Source organism: Lentzea pudingi, from assembly GCF_014646255.1.
Taxonomy (GTDB): domain Bacteria; phylum Actinomycetota; class Actinomycetes; order Mycobacteriales; family Pseudonocardiaceae; genus Lentzea; species Lentzea pudingi.
This window is the reverse complement of sequence record NZ_BMNC01000009.1, coordinates 1-17,356: the sequence shown is the minus strand read 5'-3', so window position 1 is coordinate 17,356 and position 17,356 is coordinate 1. Positions and strand designations below refer to the sequence as shown.

The window sequence follows — 17,356 nt, the reverse complement described above, 5'->3', positions numbered from 1 at the left end:
CGCTGGTCGTGGTGTCGGCTTGCGTGGAATCCTTTGGCTGCGTACCAATAGCACCTTCGCCGGAAAGCGATGTCCACGTGAGGCGCCAATAGATGCTGTCGAATTGGGTCGAGGCTCGCACCACGGTGCAGACGACCGTCATCAGCCTGACGGTCGGCCTCGCCGCGCTGGCAGGCCTCGCGCTGTGGACGAGCCTGAGCATGCAGCAGGCCGCCACCCACCTGCACGAGCTCAACGAGGCCAGCGACCACTGGGGCCTGGTCGTGCAGAACGTCGACGTCGCCGACCACGCCCTCACCGACTACGTCCGATCCGGCACGCCGGTGATGCGCCAGCCCGTCGCGAACGCCGCCGGTGCCGCGGACGAGAGCCTGCGCTGGTTGCGCTCGAACGGCACGCCCGCCGACGTCCGCGCGGCCACGATCGTCGGTGACCTCTACGGCGATTACAGCGGTCTGCTGCGCGAGACGGTCGCGGCCGGCGACCGGGGCGACTCCGCCGCGTCGTTGCGCAAGGCGTACGAGGCCGAGCTCACGCTGGTGTCGTTGCGCAAACAGCTCTCCACGGTCGTGCAGCTCAAACGCCTGGAGACCACCGACTACCTGCGCTCCGCGGAACTGCGCAACGGCCGCCTCCGGGTCGCCGCGATCGTCGCGTTCGTCGTCGACCTCGGCCTGGTCGGCCTGTGCGGCGTGGTGCTGCTCGGCCACCGCCGCAAGATCCTGCGCCAGGCCGCCAAGAGCGAGCACGAGGCGATGCACGACGCGCTGACCGGCCTCGCCAACCGCACGCTGCTGACCGAGCGCACCACGCAGGCCATCCGCCGCAGCAACCAGACCGGTGACCCGCTCGGCCTGTTCCTGATCGACCTCAACCGGTTCAAGCCGATCAACGACACCCTCGGCCACGCGTTCGGGGACCGGCTCCTCCAACTGGTCGCGACCCGCCTGACCGGCGCCGTGCGCGAGGTCGACACCGTGGCGAGGCTCGGCGGCGACGAGTTCGCCGTCCTGCTGCCGTCGGTGAGCACGGCCGCGAACGCCCTGATCGTCGCCGAACGCGTGCACCGCGCGCTGGACGAGGCCGTCGACCTCGACGGTCTCACGGTCGACGTCGGCTGCAGCATCGGCGTCGCGCTGTACCCGACGGACTCCGCCGACGCGCACGAACTCCTCCAGCACGCGGACATCGCGATGTACACGGCCAAGCGCGCCCACCTCGGCACGTCGGTCTACGAACCCTGCCTCGACCAGCACAACGCGGCCCAGCTCACGGTGATCAGCGACCTGCGCCGCGCCATCGACCAGGCCGAGCTCGTCCTGCACTACCAGCCGAAGGCCGACCTGCGCACCGGCACGGTCTGCGGCGCCGAGGTCCTGTGCCGCTGGCAGCACCCGCGCCTCGGACTGCTCGGCCCGGACAGGTTCATCCCGGCCGCCGAGGAGACCGGGCTCATCGAGCCGCTCACCCGGTACGTGCTCGACCACGCCCTGGCCCAGTGCCACACCTGGCACCTCACCGGCTGGGACGTCCCGATCTCGGTCAACGTCGGCGCGCAGTGCCTGCAGGACAGGACGTTCCCCGAGCAGGTCGCCGCCGCGCTGCACCGCCACGGGCGCCCGCCGGACGTGCTGACCCTGGAGATCACCGAGAGCGCTATCATCGCCGACCCGCTCCGCGCGACCGACGTGCTGACGCGCCTGCGGGAACTGGGCGTGCGGCTGTCGATCGACGACTTCGGCACCGGCTACTCGTCCATCGCCTACCTGCGCACGATGCCGGTGCACGAGATGAAGATCGACCGTTCGTTCACCACGAACATGCGCTCGGACTCGTCCAGCGGCGCGATCACCCGCTCGTTGCTCGGACTCGCGCACAACCTCGAGCTGGAGGTCGTGGCCGAGGGCGTCGAGGACGAGGAGACGTGGACCGCCCTCGCCGCCCTGGGCTGCGACATCGTGCAGGGGTACTGCCTGAGCAGGCCGTTGCCCGCGGACGAGTTCGCCGTGTGGTTGCGGGACCGGATGCTCAACGAGCTGATCGCACCTGCTCCCTAGCGTTGGCTGGCGAGCCGGTACGCCGCCGCCCCGATCAGCTCCAGCGACACCTGCAGCCGTTCCGGGCTGATGTTGTCGCGGATCGTGTCCTCCGGCGTGTGGTAGATCGGCTCCAGCTGGGCCGGTCCGCCCTCGCCGCGCCAGCTGAAGTTCGCCGACGCCATGCCCTTCTCGTGGAACGGCACGTGGTCGCTCGATCCGCGCGCCACCGGCCCGTGCACCCGAGGGTCGTAGCCGAGCCGCCCGGCCGCGGCGCGCACCGCCGCCGTCGTCGCGTTGTCGGCGCCGTCCACGGACAGCAGCCAGTACGCCGTAGCCGGGTCGTGGCTGGTGGCGACCATGTCGTTCTGGAACACGCCCTTGATCCGCGCGATCTCCTCGGGCGGGAGCTGCGAGACGTAGTGCCGTGAGCCGAGCAGGCCCTGTTCCTCCGAGCCCCACAACGCGAACCGCAGCGCCTTGTTCGTCGGCAGGTGGCGCAGGACGCGGGCCAGTTCGAGGCACAGGACCGTGCCGCTGCCGTCGTCGTTGGCGCCCGGCGAACCGGGCACGGTGTCGTAGTGCGCGGTGACCATCACGACCCCGTTGTCACGCCACGGGAACGTGGCCGGGCGGTCCGCGATCACGTTGTAGGACGTCAGGTTCGGGTGGTGGACGGTGCTGATGGTGAGCTCGCCGGAACCCTGGGCGCGCAGCTTCTCGGTGTGCACCTGGGCGAGGCCGATCACCGGCACCGCGACGTTCCGGTCGAGCGTGGGGGAGAAAGCGCTCGACTTGCTGGCTGTCGCGGAGATCCGGCCGAGGACGACCGCCACCGCACCGCGTTCGATCGCCGCGTGCGTGGGAGCGGAGCCGGCGGGGGCGTTGACGTAGAACGCGATCTTGCCGGTGAGGTCCGGCAGCGCGCCGTCGACGACCTCGACGAATGGGGCCTTGACGGTGACGCCGAGCGTGCCGAAGCGCGACGCCCCGGCCTGCCACCTGCCGTTGACGTCGGCGAGGTACTTGTCCGGCACGGTGAACGGCTGCGTCGTCACCTGGTACCGCAACGCCTTGAGCTCGCGGACGAGGTAGTCGCGCGCCCGGTGCTCGGACGCGGTGCCGCCGATGCGCGGCCCGATCTTGTCGCTCAGGACCTTCAGGTGCTCCAGCGCATTGCGCGCCCGAACCCTTGCCACGACGGGGAAGTCGCCGAGGTGGAGGTCGGGCAGGTGCGAGGCGCCCGGTCGTTGCCCGGTGGCCGCGAGCGCGCTCGCGGGATTGGCCACGACAGCGGCCACCCCGGCCGCCGCCGCGAAGAAGTCACGTCTGCGCATGTCGTCCCCCCATCTCCCGAAGTTCTCCGGGCGAACGTAGGCAGGACGACCGGCGCGGGGCAACCGACTAGTGGCTGGCTTTCGCCATCTGGTCGTCGGCGTGGTCCAGGACGAGGTCCTCGACCTGCCGGCGTGCGTCGGCCCGTGCCTTCTGCACGCACGCCATCAGCTGCGCCGCGAGCACTTCCGGTTCGAGAGCGCGCACCTCGGCGCTCAGCGCGATGCCCGTCGTGAGGCCGTTCGAGTCGACCGTGACGCTGATGCCGCCACGCGTGGCCTCACCGCTGACCGCCGCGAGCAACCTCACCAGATCGAGGTACCGGCGCTGCTCGCGTTCGGCGGCGGCGTCGCGGCGCTCCTCCCACCACTCGATCCGGCGCCGCAGCAGGGCCTGCGCGGTCGCCGGATCCGCCACGGGCACCGTCCACGAACCGGACGCGGTGTGCAGCACGATCGCGTGCGAGTGCGCTGTCACGCGGAGGATGCGGGCGAACGAGACCCCGGAGTCGACCCGGGAACCCTCCCGCGTGGTCCAGTCCGCGCGTTCGGTACCGATCACCAGACGCGTGCCGCGGTGCACCAGTACGAGCGGGAACGCCGTGGAGCCGAGTTCGAGCACCGGTGCGGAGAGCAGCGAACGATGGGCCAGCCGGGCGAGCGCGCTGGCCGATCCGGCACCCAGCACCCCGGCCGCGCACAACGCCTTCACCGCGATCGCCGCACCGGGGCTGAGCCGCAGCGCGATGCCCGAGCCCGGCAGCACGCCGAGGACGAGCTGGGCGCTCGTCATCAGCGTGGTGGCGGGCAGCCACGAGTGCGGGTCGCTCAACCCGTTGCGCCGCAACCAGGTCAGCAACGCCCACGCGCACGCCGCCGCGGCGACGGCCGGGATCGCCGACCACCACGGCATGATCCGCTGCCCGGCCGAGGTCATCCCGGCGAGCACGACGCAGACGATGCCGATGGCGACCGGCAGGACACCGGCGGAGAGCAGGAGCAACGTCCTGGTGCGGCGCCAGCGCGCGGCGAGCGCGTGCACGACCTGCGGATCGTTGATCAGAGGGATGGCGTGGGGAATGAGTGTCATGGGGGCACCCCTCGTCAGCTGTCCACCATCACCTGGTTGTGACGACGGGCCGACCAGACTTCCCGGCTCACCTGACCGTTAATATGCCGTAAATGTCCAGATCAGGCAAGCCGTGTCCACAGTGGACGGTCAGGAGGCCGCCTTTTCGGTCCGCCGTCCGAGCAGCACGTCGACGACCAGGAAGGCCAGCAGGCTGATCCCGAGCAGGGGTGCGAACCACCCGGCGACCAGGGCGCCGGCACCGAGCCCGATCACAGCTCCGCGGGGTGCCTTGCGCCACTGACCGCGCGGCGTCGGACGGCCGAACCCGCTGGTGGGCCTGCGCTTCCACCACATGCGGTAACCGAGTACGACCGAGGCGATCAGTCCGCAGCCGATGAGCAGTAGCACCACCTGGTTGGGCCAGCCGAAGAGCATGCCCATGTGCGCGTCGATGCCCCACCGCGTCAGCTTCGCGCCGAGCGGGAAGTCGTCGAACCTGAGCTCGCCGACGACGTTCCCGCCCTGGACCGCGACGGCATCGCCCTGCGACGGCAGGCCCTTCTCGATCTCGGCGACCTTCCACGCGCTCCCGGCCTCGGCGGGCAGACTGATCTCGATGCCCTTCGCGTCGAGACCCGCGCCCCTCGCGGCACCGAACACCTCGTCGATCTCGCCGGGCCCACCTGTGGAGGGGGAGGGGGAGATGTCCGGCCCGTGGTCGCCGTGGCCCTCACCGGCGCCGGACATCTTCAACGTCGGCGTGGACCAGCCGACCGCCGTGCGCAGCATCGCGACGTTCTCACCGGCGTAGGCAGACCAGGTGAGACCGGTGGCGGACAGGAACAACGCGCCCGCGAGCACCCACACGCCGATCAGCCCGTGCGCCCGGATGCGCTTGCTCTTGCGGGCCCGCGAGACCCACAGCACCAGTCCGCCCAGCGCGACCACCCCCAGCCAGGAGGCGGCGAGCTCGCTGTAGAGACGGCCGGGCTCGCCGAGCATCAGGTTGCGGTGCAGGTGGTCGAGTGTCGTGCGCAGGGGCAGCACCCCGCTCGACCCGTAGACGACGAGATCACCCGTGACGCGTCCGGTGCCGGGGTCGACGAAGACCGCACGCCGTTCGGACTCGCCCAATCCCTTCTCGGAGAACAGGACGCGGGTCGTGGCACCGGGTTCCGGGGCCGGCCGGACCGCCACGAGCGAGCCCTGCGGTGAGGTCGCGAGAGCGGCGTCGACCTGCTTGGACAGCGGAAGTTGTTGTGCGGTCGCGGGAACGCGGAGCTGGTCGGAGTAGATCCACGACTCCAGCTGCGGGGTGAGGGCGTAGAGGACGCCGGTGAGCGCGGCGATCAGGATGAACGGGCCGACGAGCACTCCGGCGTAGAAGTGCAGGCGCAGGAAGAGTCCCCGCCACGCGAACGACGTGCGTGACGGAGCGGCTGTGGTGGTCATGGTGCTCCAGATGGGCGTGAACAGGGGCAGGACCGCTCGGTGAGCGGCCCTGTGGAAGGGGGTTCAGACCTGTTCAGCCGGAGGACCGCGCCACGACAGCACGTCCAGGAGCACGATCGCGGCCGGCGCGAGTGAAGGCGTGGCGACGACCAGGGGAGCGGTGGCGGGCAGGACGGTGGGCCTGCGGGGGAGCGCCGCCGTGACGGCACGGGCGAGCGCGAGCACGGACCGTTCGGCGACGGCGAGCACGACGACCGTGAGCGCGGTCGCTACGACGTGCGAGGCGATCATGCGCGTCGGCTCGGCCTCGTGCGTGTGCCGGAACGCCGCGAGCGACACCAGGACGTGCATCGCGAGCTGCCCGCCGCCGATCAGCAGGAGCAGCCGCTGCCAGGTGAGCTCGTGCCGGGCGAACCCGGACGTCGCCCACGAGAGCAGCGCGACCAGCGAGAACACCAGTCCCGCCGCGGGCAGCTGACCGTCCGCGCTGGAGTGCGCGAGCACCGCGAGACTGCCGTTGACGATGCCGGCGGCAGCGCAGCGCGCACGGCGCAGCGGAGCGGTCGGCAGGGGCATGACCAGGAGCTTAACCACAGAACCGGGCGGAATTACCGCTACGAAAGATGTGGGAGGTTGGTTCAATGCGGCGGTGATCTCGTACAGCACCGACCTCAGTGGCCTTGTAGAAGCCGATCTCGCCGGCTTCTTCGTGGGCTGGCCCGCACCGCCGTCGCCCGCCCAGCACCTCGCCGTGCTGCACGGGAGCTACCGCGTGGTGATCGCGCGCTCGGCTGGTGACGTCGTCGGGTTCGTGAACATGATCAGCGACGGCGTGCTGACCGCGTTCATCCCGTGGCTGGAGGTGCTGCCGGCCCATCAGGGGCAGGGCATCGGCACGGAGCTGATGCGGCGGATCGTGGCCGAGGCGGCGCATCTGTACTCGGTGGACCTGGTGTGCGACGACGCGCTGCGGCCGTACTACGAGCGCCTCGGCCTGACCGCGCTGACCGGCATGGGCCTGCGCAACCGCGCGGCCCTCTAGATCCCTTCCAGGTCCAGCGTCTGCTGGTGCGGGCCGCCGGTGAACGAGCTGGTGAGCAGACCGGCGCTGCGGCACCGCCCGCACGTCACCGGGGACGTCGTCGCCTTGAATCGGGTGAAGTCCCAGCTGCCCGTGCCGACGTGGCAGCCGGGGCCGGGCACCTCCAGCCCGAGCCAGCCCTGCAACCGGACGGCGTGCACGACGTCGGACCCCTCGAGGTAGCCGTTGAGCCGCCCCGCGAACCTGTCGCGCGCCTCCGCCGCGGGCGCGCCCAGTGCCTCCTGCAAAGCCGAGATGCCGTTCATGAACCCGATTCAACCTCACCCGGCCGTGTCGAGCCGGGCACCACGCCGCTCCAGCACGGTGAGGCACCGGGCACACCACCGGACGTTGTCCCGCTCGAACGACAAGCCGCGCAACAACGTCAGGTACGGCCCGACCCTTTCGGCGGTGGCGAGGAACTCGTCCTCCGTGCGATCACCCAGCAGCTTGGCCCGCAGCCGTTCGTACCGCGCGATCTTCGCCTCGGCCCACTGCCTGCGCTCGCGGATCGAGGCCTTGACCGCCTCCACGTCACCCGAGTCCGCCGCGAGCACAGCCACCAGCAGCTCGTCCCGGATCGCGGTGGGCTTGTGTGGCGAGGCCGTGAACCTCGTCAGCTCCTCGTGTCCCTGTGCGGTCAGCGAGAAGAGGCGCTTGGTCGGCCGCCGCTCCTGCTCGACCGTGCGGGCGGCGATCAGCCCGTCCGCCTCCATCCGGTCGAGCTCCCGGTAGAGCTGCTGCGGCGTGCAGATCCAGAAGTTCGCCACGGACGCGTCGAACGCCTTGGCCAGGTCGTAGCCGGACGACTCACCGTCGAGCAGGGCGGCCATCACGGCGTTGCGCAGCGACATACCAGCAGGTTACGGTGCATCCGCCTAGTCAACAAGTTGAGTACAGGGGAGTGGATCGTGCACGCATTCCGCAAGGCAGTCGAGGCACGGGACACCGAGGCGATGGCGGCGTGCCTGGCCGACAACGTCGTGTTCACGAGCCCCGTCGCGTTCTCCCCGTACCCCGGCAAGCCGATCACCGCGGCGATCCTGCGTGGCGTCATGCGGGTGTTCGAGAACTTCCGCTACGAGCGCGAGATCGTCGACGGCCAGAACCTGGCGCTGGTGTTCCGGACCGAGGTGAACGGCAAGGAGGTCCAGGGCTGCGACTTCCTGCACCTCGACGAGAACGGGCTGATCGACGAGTTCACCGTCATGGTGCGCCCGCTCTCGGGTGCGCAGGCGTTGTCCGAGGCCATGGCGAAGCAGTTCGAGCAGATCAAGGCCGAAGCGCTAGAAGCGTTCAACTCCTAACGCGGTCAACGCCAGATCGAGGTTGCTCAGCCCTTGCAGGTTGCGCCCGGTCTGCGCGTGCAACTCGACGATCGCCACGTTGCGCTGGTCGTCGGCCGACATCGTCTTCAACGCCGCGTCGTCGCGGATCCCGGTCTCCCGCAGGAACACCATGACCGCGCCGACGCCGGCCAGGTCCGCGTCGTTGTACGCCTGGTAGTTCGTCTGGTTGCTCAGAGAGGTCATCACGACGATCAGCGTGTTGCGCATGTCGTCGCGGGACATGGTGTTGAGCTGGTGCTGGGTGCGGAACCGGCCGGCCAGCAGCACGCCGCGCCCGTAGAACGACGTCGCCCCCGGACGTCTGCCGCGGGTGGCCAGGTCGCTGCCCAGCGCGATCTGGGCGAGCTGCAGGTTCGTGAAGCCCTGCAACGCCTGTCCCGCACCGGTCTGCGAGTGCAGCTCGACGATCGCGACGTTGCGCTGGTCGTCGGCCGTCATGCTCTTGAGCGCGGCGTCGTCGCGCAGGCCGTTGCGGCGCAGGAAGACCATGACCGCGCCCATGCCGGCCAGCGTGTCGTTGTCGTAGCGCTGGTAGTCGTTCTGCTTGCTCAGCGACGTCATGACGACGATCAGCGTGTTGCGCATGTCGTCGCGGGACATGGTGTTGAGCTGGTGCTGCGTGCGGAACCCGCCCGCCAGCAGGACCCCGCGGATCGGGAACGAGACCACCGACTCCGCGCGGACCTCGACATCGGCGTAGTCCTCGCTCACCGCGTCGAACCGCAGCGCGAAGTTGCCCGCGGGGCAGGCCCACTCGGTGTTCCGGAGGTCGGCCACGCCGTCGTACCGCACCCAGCCGTCGGGGTTCGGCGAGTGCACGACCAGCCCCTCGACCCCGATGCCCTGGTCGTAGGCCCCGGTCGCGGCGCGGCGGAACTCCACGAGGAACGTTCGCCCGTCACGTCGCTGGGACGGCACGGCGAGCAGCACGGGCTTGCCCGAGCCCGGCGAGACGTAGTCGGGCTTGTACAGCCGCGTCTTCGCGGGCAGGGCGCGGACGTGCACCACCGACGAGCTGTCGCGGAAGCGCGGGTCGCCGTACAGGTGCGCGCTCGGCACCATCGGCCCGACGATGCGGTTTGCCGGTACGCCCACGTGCGGTGACTGCATGTTCGGGCCGCCGTCCGGCAGCGCCGCCGCGGGCCTGCGGACCCAGCTCTGGTTGCCGGGCGCCGTCGGGCCGTAGCCGCGGGAGCTCATCGCGGAGTACGGCGAGGCGTACTCCCGGCCGGCGGAGTCGATCTCGTGCTGGAGCCCGAATCCGTGTCCGAGTTCCTGGCACGCCGCGTCGAACGGCGTGATCGAGTCGACCACGGTCACCCGGATGTTCTTCTGCTGCCCGTCCGGGCCTGGCACCGACACCTCACCACCGCCCCACCAGCCGGTCGGCCGGGCGAGCCAGATCAGCAGGACGTCCGTGTGCGCCCAGTCGACCGCGGCCGCGGCCTTCACCACGGCCTCGTGCAGCTCGGCGCGCTTCTGGTTGTCCGACACCGGAATCGGGTTGGGAATCTCCACCGGGTCGTACACCCGGCTGCTCACGTCGTACAGGCCGCGCGAGCACCGCCACCAGAAGTCCCCCAGGCCGTGGTCGATGCCCGGCCGCATCCAGTTCTCGAACTGCTCGCGCGACCAGACGCTGTCCGTGGCCGCGTACCGCACCGGAACGACTGCGATCATCGTCGCCTCCTCTGTGCCGCCTGAGTGGACACAGAGGAACTCGGTCGCCGCCGCAGAACGTTACGCGGCTCTTTCGTACACGCTCACGTGCCGCTTGCTGTCCGCGACGAACGGTTCGCCGTTCCAGCCGCCGTGCCGCTCGCGCAGCCGCAGCCCGGCGATCCGCGCCATGAGATCGAACTCGGAGGGGTACGACAGCCGCTGCCGGATCGCACCGAACCGGATGCCGTCCACACCGATGTGCACGTGGTTCTCGTCGAGCAGCTGGGTGACGGGGTCGTAGCGGTTGACGTCCAGCTCGACGTGGTCGACCTCGACGGTCTCCACGTCGATGAACTGGTGACGCTGCCGCGCGGCCCAGCTCGGCACGCCGCACTCGACCACGAAGACCCCGTCCGGGGTGAGGTGGCGTGCCGCGTTCTCGAAGCACCGCACCTGGTCGTCCTGCGTGAGCAGGTTCGTGATCGTGTTGTAGACCAGGTACACCAACGGATACGTGCGGTCGGTGCCGTCTCTGGACATGTCGCCGATGACGACGTCGATGCTGTCGCCACCCGGTTTCTCCCGCATCCGCGCGACCATGTCGGGGGAGAGCTCGACGCCGTCCACCTCGACGCCGGATTCCTTCAGGGGCAACGCGATCCGGCCGGTGCCGATCGCGAACTCCAGTGCACTCGCGCCGAACGTTCTGAGGAACCGCACGGTGTCGGCCTCGTCGCCGCGAGGTGAGTTGTCGTAGTTCTTCGCTGTTTCAGGGCCGAAGCTCGGGTTGAATCCCTTCACCCGACCCACGCTAGACCGCGTGGCCACCGAGTTTCTCCCGCAGCAGGGCGAGGTCGTGCAGATCCCGCTCACGTGGCTGGTAGCCCTGGTGGAAGTGCCACTGCTGCTCGGCCGAGAGGCAGCGCACGGTCGTGCCGAGGATCGTGCCGGTGACGAAGCACGATGCCGGGTAATGGAACGGCTCGCCAGGCGTGAGCGAGGACTGCTCCGCGCTGCCGTCCCGCGCGAACCGCAACGGGTGCAGGTCGATCTCACGTCCACGGGGATCGGTGAGCACGAACCGCACCGGCCGCCACGACAACGTCTCCGCGAAACCCAGCGCGGCGAGCGCCTCGAGGACCTGCGGTTCCTGCTCCTCGCGGTGCATGAGGTCGAGGTCGCCGTGCGGGCGCGTCTGCTCGCCGACCAGTGCGTCGACGCCCCAGCCGCCACCTGTGTGAACGTCGAAGTCCCGCAACGCGGCCAAGATCTCGAGCACGTCCTCACCGGTCACGTGCCACATCGTGCAACCGCGCCGGAAACGCCGCCACCGCATTTCCCGCGCTGCTGCTAGTTTGGGGATCGTGCCGGACTTCAAACTGCCGCTCTACGGCGCCGACACCGAACGCGGCGACCTCGCTCCCTGAGTCGTCCCGTCCGCCTCGCCCTCTCACCTTCACCTCGCACGGGGAGCTTTGCCATGCGTTCGTTCGTCCACGCCCTGCCCAAGGTCGAGTTGCACGTCCACCTCGTCGGCTCGGCCGGCCTCGACACCGTCCTGGAACTCGCCCGCCGCCACCCGGAGGCCGGTGTTCCCGCCGACCGCGCCGAACTGGCGCGCTTCTACGCGTTCCGGGACTTCGACCACTTCCTGAAGGTGTACTGGGCGGTGCAGTCGATGCTGAAGGGTCGCGCCGACATCCACACCCTCGTCGTCGGCCTGGCCCGCGAACTCGCGCGGCAGAACGTGAGGTACGCCGAGGTCACCGTGACGCCGTACAACCACCTGACGGACGGCATGGCGGGCGACGACCTCCTCGCGGGGCTGGAGTCCGGTCGCGCGGCGGCGTCGGCGCTGGGCGTCGACCTGGCCTGGTGCTTCGACATCCCCGGTGAGAAGGGCCTGGTCGCCGGCCGGGAGACACTGGCGTTCGCGCGGTCCGAACGTCCGGCCGGCCTGGTCTCGTTCGGGCTCGGCGGACCGGAGGAAGGCGTCGGTCGCGCCCAGTTCGCGCCGTTCTTCGACGCGGCAAGGGAAGCGGGCCTGCACAGCGTCCCGCACGCGGGGGAGACCACCGGCCCGGAGACCATCTGGTCGGCGCTGCGCGACCTGCGGGCCGAGCGGATCGGCCACGGCACGAGCTGCCACGAGGACCCGCGGTTGATGGAACACCTGGCGCTGAAGGGGATCCCGTTGGAGGTGTGCCCGACCTCCAACGTCCGCACTCGACAGGTGGCGTCGATCGAGGCGCACCCGGTGCGGCGGATGCTCGACGCCGGCGTGGTGGTCACGCTGAACACCGACGACCCGCCGTTCTTCGGCGCGACGCTGGAGGGCGAGTACCTGGCGGTGGCCACGGCGCTCGGGCTCGGTCGTGCGGACGTCGCGAGGCTGGCCGAGAACGCTGTGCTGGCCTCGTTCCTGCCCAACGACCGCAAGACGTCGTTGCTGGAGGAGATCGCGGGCGTCCTGGCCTCGGCGGGCTAGCGGTCCTCGCGCCGGACGATCGGTTCCACACCAACGGAACCGATCGTTTGGCCGGTGGACATTCCCGGTGTGGACGAGGATCGTGCAGCACGTGGAGCAGGTCGTCGAGGCGACGGAACTGGACGCGGCGCACGAGGTGCTCAACGCGACTTACGGCCACATGCGCCTCAAGTCCGGCGTCGAGCATCCGCACATCTGGATGTCGTCGCAGGTGAACGGGCGCGTTCGGTTCGACGAACTGCACGGGCGCATCGGGATCGAGGTCACCGTCGACCCGATGCACAACTACGTGTTCGGACACGCCGGCGCCGGGATGGTCTACTACGGGTCTGGCGGGGAAGACCGCTTCTGGCTGCCGGGCGAGGTGTTCCTGAGCGCCCCGCCCGACAGCTCCTTCGTCGGCGCCATCGTCGACCCGCGGCTGTCGACCGTCACGCTGCCCCAGTCGGTGATCGACGAGGTGGCAGACGGTGCCCGGTTCACCGGGTTCCGGCCGGTCTCGTCCCCGGCCGCGACGACGTGGTGGTCGACGTGCGTGCACCTGCGTGACGAGGTGCTGACCCGCTTCGAGGACAACCCGCTGGTGACGGCGAACGCGACCCACCTGCTCGTGGCCATCACCCTCGCCACGTTCCCGAACACCACGTCCGCCGAGCCGACGCCGGCCGACCGGCGTGACGCGCACCCCAAGAGCCTGCGCCGCGCGGTCTCGTTCATCGAGAACAACGCAGCGAGGGACATCTCCGCCGCCGACGTCGCCCGCGCCGCACGCGTGTCCATCCGTGCGTTGCAACTGGCCTTCCGCCACCACCTGGACACCACGCCGATGGCTTACCTCAGACGTGTTCGTCTGTCCTGCGCCCACGACGACCTGAGGGCAGGCAACGGTTCCGTCACCGAGATCGCGGCCCGATGGGGCTACGCCCGCCCGAGCGTCTTCGCCGCGCACTACCGCGCCGCCTACGACGTCGCGCCGTCGACGACCCTCCGGTCGGGCTGAGACACTTCGTTTTTCGCGCCACCGCTTCGTTTCCGCTGCTATCGCACGGGCGCGCGGTGCGGTGAAGTGGTTCATGACCACCTGTGAGTCCAGCCCGTTCGCCGTGCGGACGCAACGCTCCGGTGCCCGTTTCGTGGTCACCTGCCAGGGCGAGATGGACATGACCACCTGCGAGGCGTTCTTCGCCGCCGTGCTGCCCGGCATCACCGACACCACCACCGACCGCGTCTCGATCGACCTGGCCGAGGTGACGTTCCTGTCCGCGGGCGGCCTGCGCACCCTGCTGCTCCTGCTGTGCGCGGCACACCACAACGGCAAGTCGTTCTCCGTGCACGACACCCAGCCACAGGTCCGCCGGGTGCTCGACCTGTTCGGCTTCGCCACCTTCAAAGCGGGCCTTGTGTGGGAGGCAGCCATGTCGCCCAGGAGCCGTCACAACTAGCTTGACCAGCTATGTTGCTCCCGCTGGTACTGGTGTTAGCGCTCACCCCGCCGACGTCCGCGATGACGGTCCCCGGCGCCGAACACCAGCGACTCGCCCGCCTGACCGACCTCACCACGACCGGCCTCGTCACCACCGGCCACACCGACCCGGCCGACTGGGCGGGCCTCACGAGCACCGCCCTGCCCGTCCCCAGCGCCGTCCCGGGCATCCAGATCGACGGCTACTTCCCGGACACCTCGCGCACCAACACCAACCACAGCGGGCACGACTCCCAGTTCGTGGTCAGACTGCCCGACCATTGGAACGGCGGCCTCGTCGTCACCGGCTCCCCGGGCGTCCGCGAGCAGTACGCCAACGACCGCGCGATCTCCGACTGGGTCCTGTCCCGCGGCTACGCCTTCGCCGCCACCGACAAGGGCAACACCGGAGCCCAGTTCTACCGCGACGGCCGGGCGGTGGAGGAGTGGAACCACCGCTTCACCCAGCTCACAATCGCGGCGAAGTCCGTTGTCTCCCAACGCTACGGCCGAACCCCACGCCGCACCATCGCCACCGGCATCTCCAACGGCGGCTACCTCGTCCGCTGGCAACTGGAGAACCGCCCGCACCTCTACGACGGCGGCGTCGACTGGGAGGGAACACTGTGGACGGACCGCGGCCCGAACCCCCTGACGTTCCTGCCACCGGTCCTGCGCGCCTACCCTGCCTACCTGGCCGGCGAGCCGGGCGCGCACGAGGCGATGGTCGCGGCGGGCTTCCCGGCCGGCACGGAGTTCCTGTGGGACTACCACTACCGCTACTACTGGGACCTGACGCAACGCATCTACCGCGAGGAGTTCGATCCGGGGTTCGACGGCGACCTGGACGCTGGAGTGCCGTTCTGCGCCTCGGGGACGCCGTTGTGCGACGCGGACTACTCGTATTTTGACCGGCGGCGTGTCGCCGGGCCGTTGGTGTCGCGGGTCGCGTTGACGGGGAAGGTCAAGCGGCCCTTGCTGACCGTGCACGGGACTTACGACGTGTTGCTGCCGATCTCGCAGGATTCTGATGTGTATGCCGGGATGACGCCTGATCGGTTGCACCGGTACTACCGGGTGGAGCAGGGCACGCACGTCGACGGGCTGGTGGATGCCTATCCGGATCGGTTGCGGCCCCTGGCGCCTTGTCATCGGGCTGCTTTTGTGGCGTTGGAGCGGTGGCTGGACGGGGTGCAGCCGCCTCGGTCGGGGACGCTGGCGCGGCCGGTGGATGTGTCGACCTGCCCGCTTTCGTGATCCAATCGGGGGCGTGGCCACCATCGAGTACGTCCTCGGCGACATCACCGAGCAGGAAGTCGACGTGATCGTGAACGCCGCCAACTCCTCCCTCCTGGGCGGGGGAGGGGTGGACGGCGCGATCCACCGCAAGGGCGGACCGGAGATCCTCGCGGACTGCCGCAAGCTCCGCGCGGGTCACTACGGCGGCGGCCTCAAGACGGGCCAGGCCGTCGCCACCACCGCCGGCAAGCTGAAAGCACGCTGGGTCGTGCACACCGTCGGCCCGGTCTGGTCGGCCACCGAGGACCGTTCCCCGCTCCTGGCCGACTGCCACCGCAACGCACTGCGGGTGGCTGCTGACCTGGGCGCACGCACCATCGCGTTCCCCGCGATCTCCACCGGCATCTACCGCTGGCCGATCGAGGACGCCGCCCGAATCGCCCGAGCCGCGGTCGAGGACTCCGAGCTGGACCTGATCAGGTTCGTCCTCTTCGACCAACGCTCCTACGACGCCTTCGCGCGCCCGTAGTCCGCGATCTCCATCGCCCACCGGTAAACCTCGCCGAGATCACCCAGCGTCGCCGGCAACGAGGCCGGCACGAGCTTGCCGTTCATCGCGCAAAGCAGGTCGTACAACCCAAGATCAGTCCAATCCCACAACATGCTGTCGAAGTTGTAGGCGTGCATCAGCGGCGTGAGACGCGTTCGGATCGAGTCGATCGACGCCTGCGAAAGCCCTACGGCGTGCAAGCGAGCGTCGGTCGCGGCCTTCTGCGAGTCCGTGAACTCGGTGTCGAGGAACGGCTCGAACAGGTTCCCCCACACGTCGAGCCGCGCCACCTCCCCGATCCCGTGACGCCGGCAGAACTCGACCAGCGCCGGCCGATCATCAACCGACAGGAACAGCGTCTCGCCGGCCATCGTGCGGATCTCCGGCTGCAGAACCGTCGACACGTCCCGCACGTGAGCAGCGGGCAACAAGCCGTGCGGGTGCACGCTGGCCCACGGGAACTCGTAGGCCGTGAAAACGATGTGATCGGGGCCGAACGTCACCGTCACCGCGCCACCGTACTTTCCCTGACCTGCAACGAGAACGGCGTCTCGACGTTCTCCAGGAACTCGCTGGACTCGACCCGCCGGTGCAGCAGGTCCACGGCGGCCTGGGCGATGGCAGCCTTGTCCGGGGCGACGGAGGTCAGGGAGGGCGAGCTGTAAACGCTTTCCTCGTTGTTGTCGAAGCCCACCACGGCCAGGTCGGACGGGACGCGCACGAAGCGTTCGGCTGCCGCTCGCATGGCGCCGATGGCCAGCAGGTCGTTGAAGCAGAACACGGCGTCCGGCGGGTTTCGCAGGTCCAGCAGCGACCTCATCGCGGCGGCGCCGTCCGCGCGGTGGTAGTTCAGGGCCGGGACGACCAGTTCGTCGACGAACGGCAGGTCCGCCTCGGCCAGGGCCCGGCGGTAGCCCTCGAGGCGCAGTGCCGCCGTGCCTCGGTGGGGGTGGGCGCCGATCGCGGCGATGCGCTGGTGGCCCAGTGAGACCAGGTGGCGGACGGCGGCCTGGGCGGCGGCCACGTTGTCGATGCCCACGCGGGAGATCGGGACGTCCACGGCGTGCTCGCCCAGCAGGACGGCGGGCACGGGTAGTTGGAAGTCGTCTACCTGGAGGGCTTCCGGGCTGAGGATCGCGGCGTCGACCAGGTGTGGGCCGAGGGCTGCCAGCGCCGAGCGTTCGCCGGCCAGGGTGCCGAACGTCTGCTCGATGAGCACGTTCCACTCGTGCTCCTGGGCGGCGGCGATGACGAGGCCCGCCAGTTCGGCGAAGTAGGGGATCGACAGTTCGGGCAGGACCAGGGCGATGAAGCCGGTGCGGCCGCGGCGCAGGTTGCGAGCGCCGAGGTTCGGGCGGTAGCCGGTCGCCTCCAGCGCCTCCTCGACGCGGCGGCGGTTGTCCGGTTTCACGAACGAATAGCCGTTGACCACGTTCGACACGGTCTTCACCGAGACGCCCGCCAGGCGGGCGACGTCCTTGAGCGTGGCCAACACAGCCTCCAGAAGAAGTACCGGGAAAAAGACCGGGACGAACCCGGGTCTTTACATCGTTGGAACAACGATGCAAATCTAGCGCCTGAGAGCGCGTCCACGCATAGCCCGCCGTGTAGGAGCCAACGATGTCTCGCAT

At 69.8% G+C, this 17,356-nt stretch carries 19 protein-coding genes; 8 read left to right on the top strand and 11 right to left on the bottom strand.

Translation table 11 applies throughout. The annotated features are described in order from the left end of the window. Nucleotides 1-92: 92 nt before the first annotated feature. Nucleotides 93-2,057: a putative bifunctional diguanylate cyclase/phosphodiesterase gene (locus IEY88_RS27980; protein WP_189157860.1), complete on the top strand. Its 1,965-nt coding sequence runs from the start codon at nucleotides 93-95 to the stop codon at nucleotides 2,055-2,057. On the opposite strand, the gene IEY88_RS27975 is transcribed toward IEY88_RS27980, so the two are convergent. From IEY88_RS27975 to IEY88_RS27960, 4 genes are all read right to left on the bottom strand, one after another. Then, a complete protein-coding gene (locus IEY88_RS27975; protein WP_189157859.1) occupies nucleotides 2,054-3,373 on the bottom strand; it encodes a M28 family peptidase in 1,320 nt (439 codons plus the stop codon). The two genes, IEY88_RS27980 and IEY88_RS27975, sit on opposite strands and share 4 nt — an antisense overlap. A 67-nt stretch (nucleotides 3,374-3,440) precedes the next feature. Next, nucleotides 3,441-4,460 carry a YbaB/EbfC family nucleoid-associated protein gene (locus IEY88_RS27970; protein ID WP_189157858.1) on the bottom strand — a complete coding sequence of 340 codons (1,020 nt, stop codon included), beginning with the start codon at nucleotides 4,458-4,460 and terminating at the stop codon, nucleotides 3,441-3,443. A 129-nt stretch (nucleotides 4,461-4,589) separates the two neighbouring features. Next, entirely contained in the window at nucleotides 4,590-5,894 is a 1,305-nt protein-coding gene (locus IEY88_RS27965) for a PepSY-associated TM helix domain-containing protein (RefSeq protein WP_229693832.1), read from the bottom strand. A gap of 63 nt (nucleotides 5,895-5,957) precedes the next feature. Further along, the gene (locus IEY88_RS27960; protein WP_189157857.1) at nucleotides 5,958-6,470 is read right to left on the bottom strand and encodes a hypothetical protein; all 513 of its coding nucleotides are present in this window, start codon (nucleotides 6,468-6,470) and stop codon (nucleotides 5,958-5,960) included. A gap of 73 nt (nucleotides 6,471-6,543) precedes the next feature. On the opposite strand from IEY88_RS27960, the gene IEY88_RS27955 reads away from it, so the two are divergent. Continuing rightward, nucleotides 6,544-6,936: a GNAT family N-acetyltransferase gene (locus IEY88_RS27955; protein WP_229693831.1), complete on the top strand. Its 393-nt coding sequence runs from the start codon at nucleotides 6,544-6,546 to the stop codon at nucleotides 6,934-6,936. Here the strand turns inward: IEY88_RS27955 and IEY88_RS27950 are convergent. Then, nucleotides 6,933-7,241 carry a hypothetical protein gene (locus IEY88_RS27950; RefSeq protein WP_189157855.1) on the bottom strand — a complete coding sequence of 103 codons (309 nt, stop codon included), beginning with the start codon at nucleotides 7,239-7,241 and terminating at the stop codon, nucleotides 6,933-6,935. The genes IEY88_RS27955 and IEY88_RS27950 overlap by 4 nt on opposite strands. A 15-nt stretch (nucleotides 7,242-7,256) precedes the next feature. Continuing rightward, nucleotides 7,257-7,829, bottom strand: coding sequence for a PadR family transcriptional regulator (locus IEY88_RS27945; protein ID WP_189157854.1), 573 nt, complete (start codon nucleotides 7,827-7,829; stop codon nucleotides 7,257-7,259). Nucleotides 7,830-7,886: 57 nt separating this feature from the next. Here IEY88_RS27945 and IEY88_RS27940 point away from each other — a divergent pair, with 57 nt between their 5' ends. Beyond that, nucleotides 7,887-8,282: a nuclear transport factor 2 family protein gene (locus tag IEY88_RS27940; protein WP_189157853.1), complete on the top strand. Its 396-nt coding sequence runs from the start codon at nucleotides 7,887-7,889 to the stop codon at nucleotides 8,280-8,282. Here the strand turns inward: IEY88_RS27940 and IEY88_RS27935 are convergent. The 3 genes from IEY88_RS27935 to IEY88_RS27925 are packed head-to-tail and all read right to left on the bottom strand — an operon-like array spanning nucleotide 8,262 to nucleotide 11,280. After that, a complete protein-coding gene (locus tag IEY88_RS27935) occupies nucleotides 8,262-10,004 on the bottom strand; it encodes a hypothetical protein (RefSeq protein ID WP_189157852.1) in 1,743 nt (580 codons plus the stop codon). The genes IEY88_RS27940 and IEY88_RS27935 overlap by 21 nt on opposite strands. A gap of 60 nt (nucleotides 10,005-10,064) precedes the next feature. Next, nucleotides 10,065-10,787: a class I SAM-dependent DNA methyltransferase gene (locus IEY88_RS27930; RefSeq protein WP_189157851.1), complete on the bottom strand. Its 723-nt coding sequence runs from the start codon at nucleotides 10,785-10,787 to the stop codon at nucleotides 10,065-10,067. 10 nt (nucleotides 10,788-10,797) lie between these two features. Continuing rightward, a complete protein-coding gene (locus tag IEY88_RS27925; RefSeq protein ID WP_189157850.1) occupies nucleotides 10,798-11,280 on the bottom strand; it encodes a nucleotidyltransferase domain-containing protein in 483 nt (160 codons plus the stop codon). Between the two features lie 186 nt (nucleotides 11,281-11,466). Between IEY88_RS27925 and add the strand changes: the two genes are divergently transcribed. From add to IEY88_RS27900, 5 genes are all read left to right on the top strand, one after another. Continuing rightward, nucleotides 11,467-12,474 (top strand): adenosine deaminase, encoded by a 1,008-nt coding sequence (gene add / locus IEY88_RS27920; protein ID WP_189157849.1) that lies wholly within the window; start codon nucleotides 11,467-11,469, stop codon nucleotides 12,472-12,474. A gap of 67 nt (nucleotides 12,475-12,541) precedes the next feature. Then, the gene (locus IEY88_RS27915; protein ID WP_229693830.1) at nucleotides 12,542-13,474 is read left to right on the top strand and encodes a helix-turn-helix transcriptional regulator; all 933 of its coding nucleotides are present in this window, start codon (nucleotides 12,542-12,544) and stop codon (nucleotides 13,472-13,474) included. Nucleotides 13,475-13,547: 73 nt separating this feature from the next. Further along, entirely contained in the window at nucleotides 13,548-13,916 is a 369-nt protein-coding gene (locus IEY88_RS27910) for an STAS domain-containing protein (protein WP_189157848.1), read from the top strand. An 11-nt stretch (nucleotides 13,917-13,927) separates the two neighbouring features. Then, nucleotides 13,928-15,193 (top strand): tannase/feruloyl esterase family alpha/beta hydrolase, encoded by a 1,266-nt coding sequence (locus IEY88_RS27905; protein WP_189157847.1) that lies wholly within the window; start codon nucleotides 13,928-13,930, stop codon nucleotides 15,191-15,193. Then, nucleotides 15,168-15,704, top strand: a complete 537-nt coding sequence (locus tag IEY88_RS27900; RefSeq protein ID WP_189157846.1) for an O-acetyl-ADP-ribose deacetylase — start codon at nucleotides 15,168-15,170, stop codon at nucleotides 15,702-15,704. The genes IEY88_RS27905 and IEY88_RS27900 overlap by 26 nt, the downstream gene beginning before the upstream one ends. On the opposite strand, the gene IEY88_RS27895 is transcribed toward IEY88_RS27900, so the two are convergent. Then, nucleotides 15,680-16,234, bottom strand: coding sequence for a hypothetical protein (locus IEY88_RS27895; protein ID WP_189157845.1), 555 nt, complete (start codon nucleotides 16,232-16,234; stop codon nucleotides 15,680-15,682). The genes IEY88_RS27900 and IEY88_RS27895 overlap by 25 nt on opposite strands. After that, entirely contained in the window at nucleotides 16,231-17,220 is a 990-nt protein-coding gene (locus IEY88_RS27890) for a LacI family DNA-binding transcriptional regulator (RefSeq protein WP_189157844.1), read from the bottom strand. Before IEY88_RS27890 ends, IEY88_RS27895 begins: the two co-directional genes overlap by 4 nt. Nucleotides 17,221-17,356 lie beyond the last annotated feature (136 nt).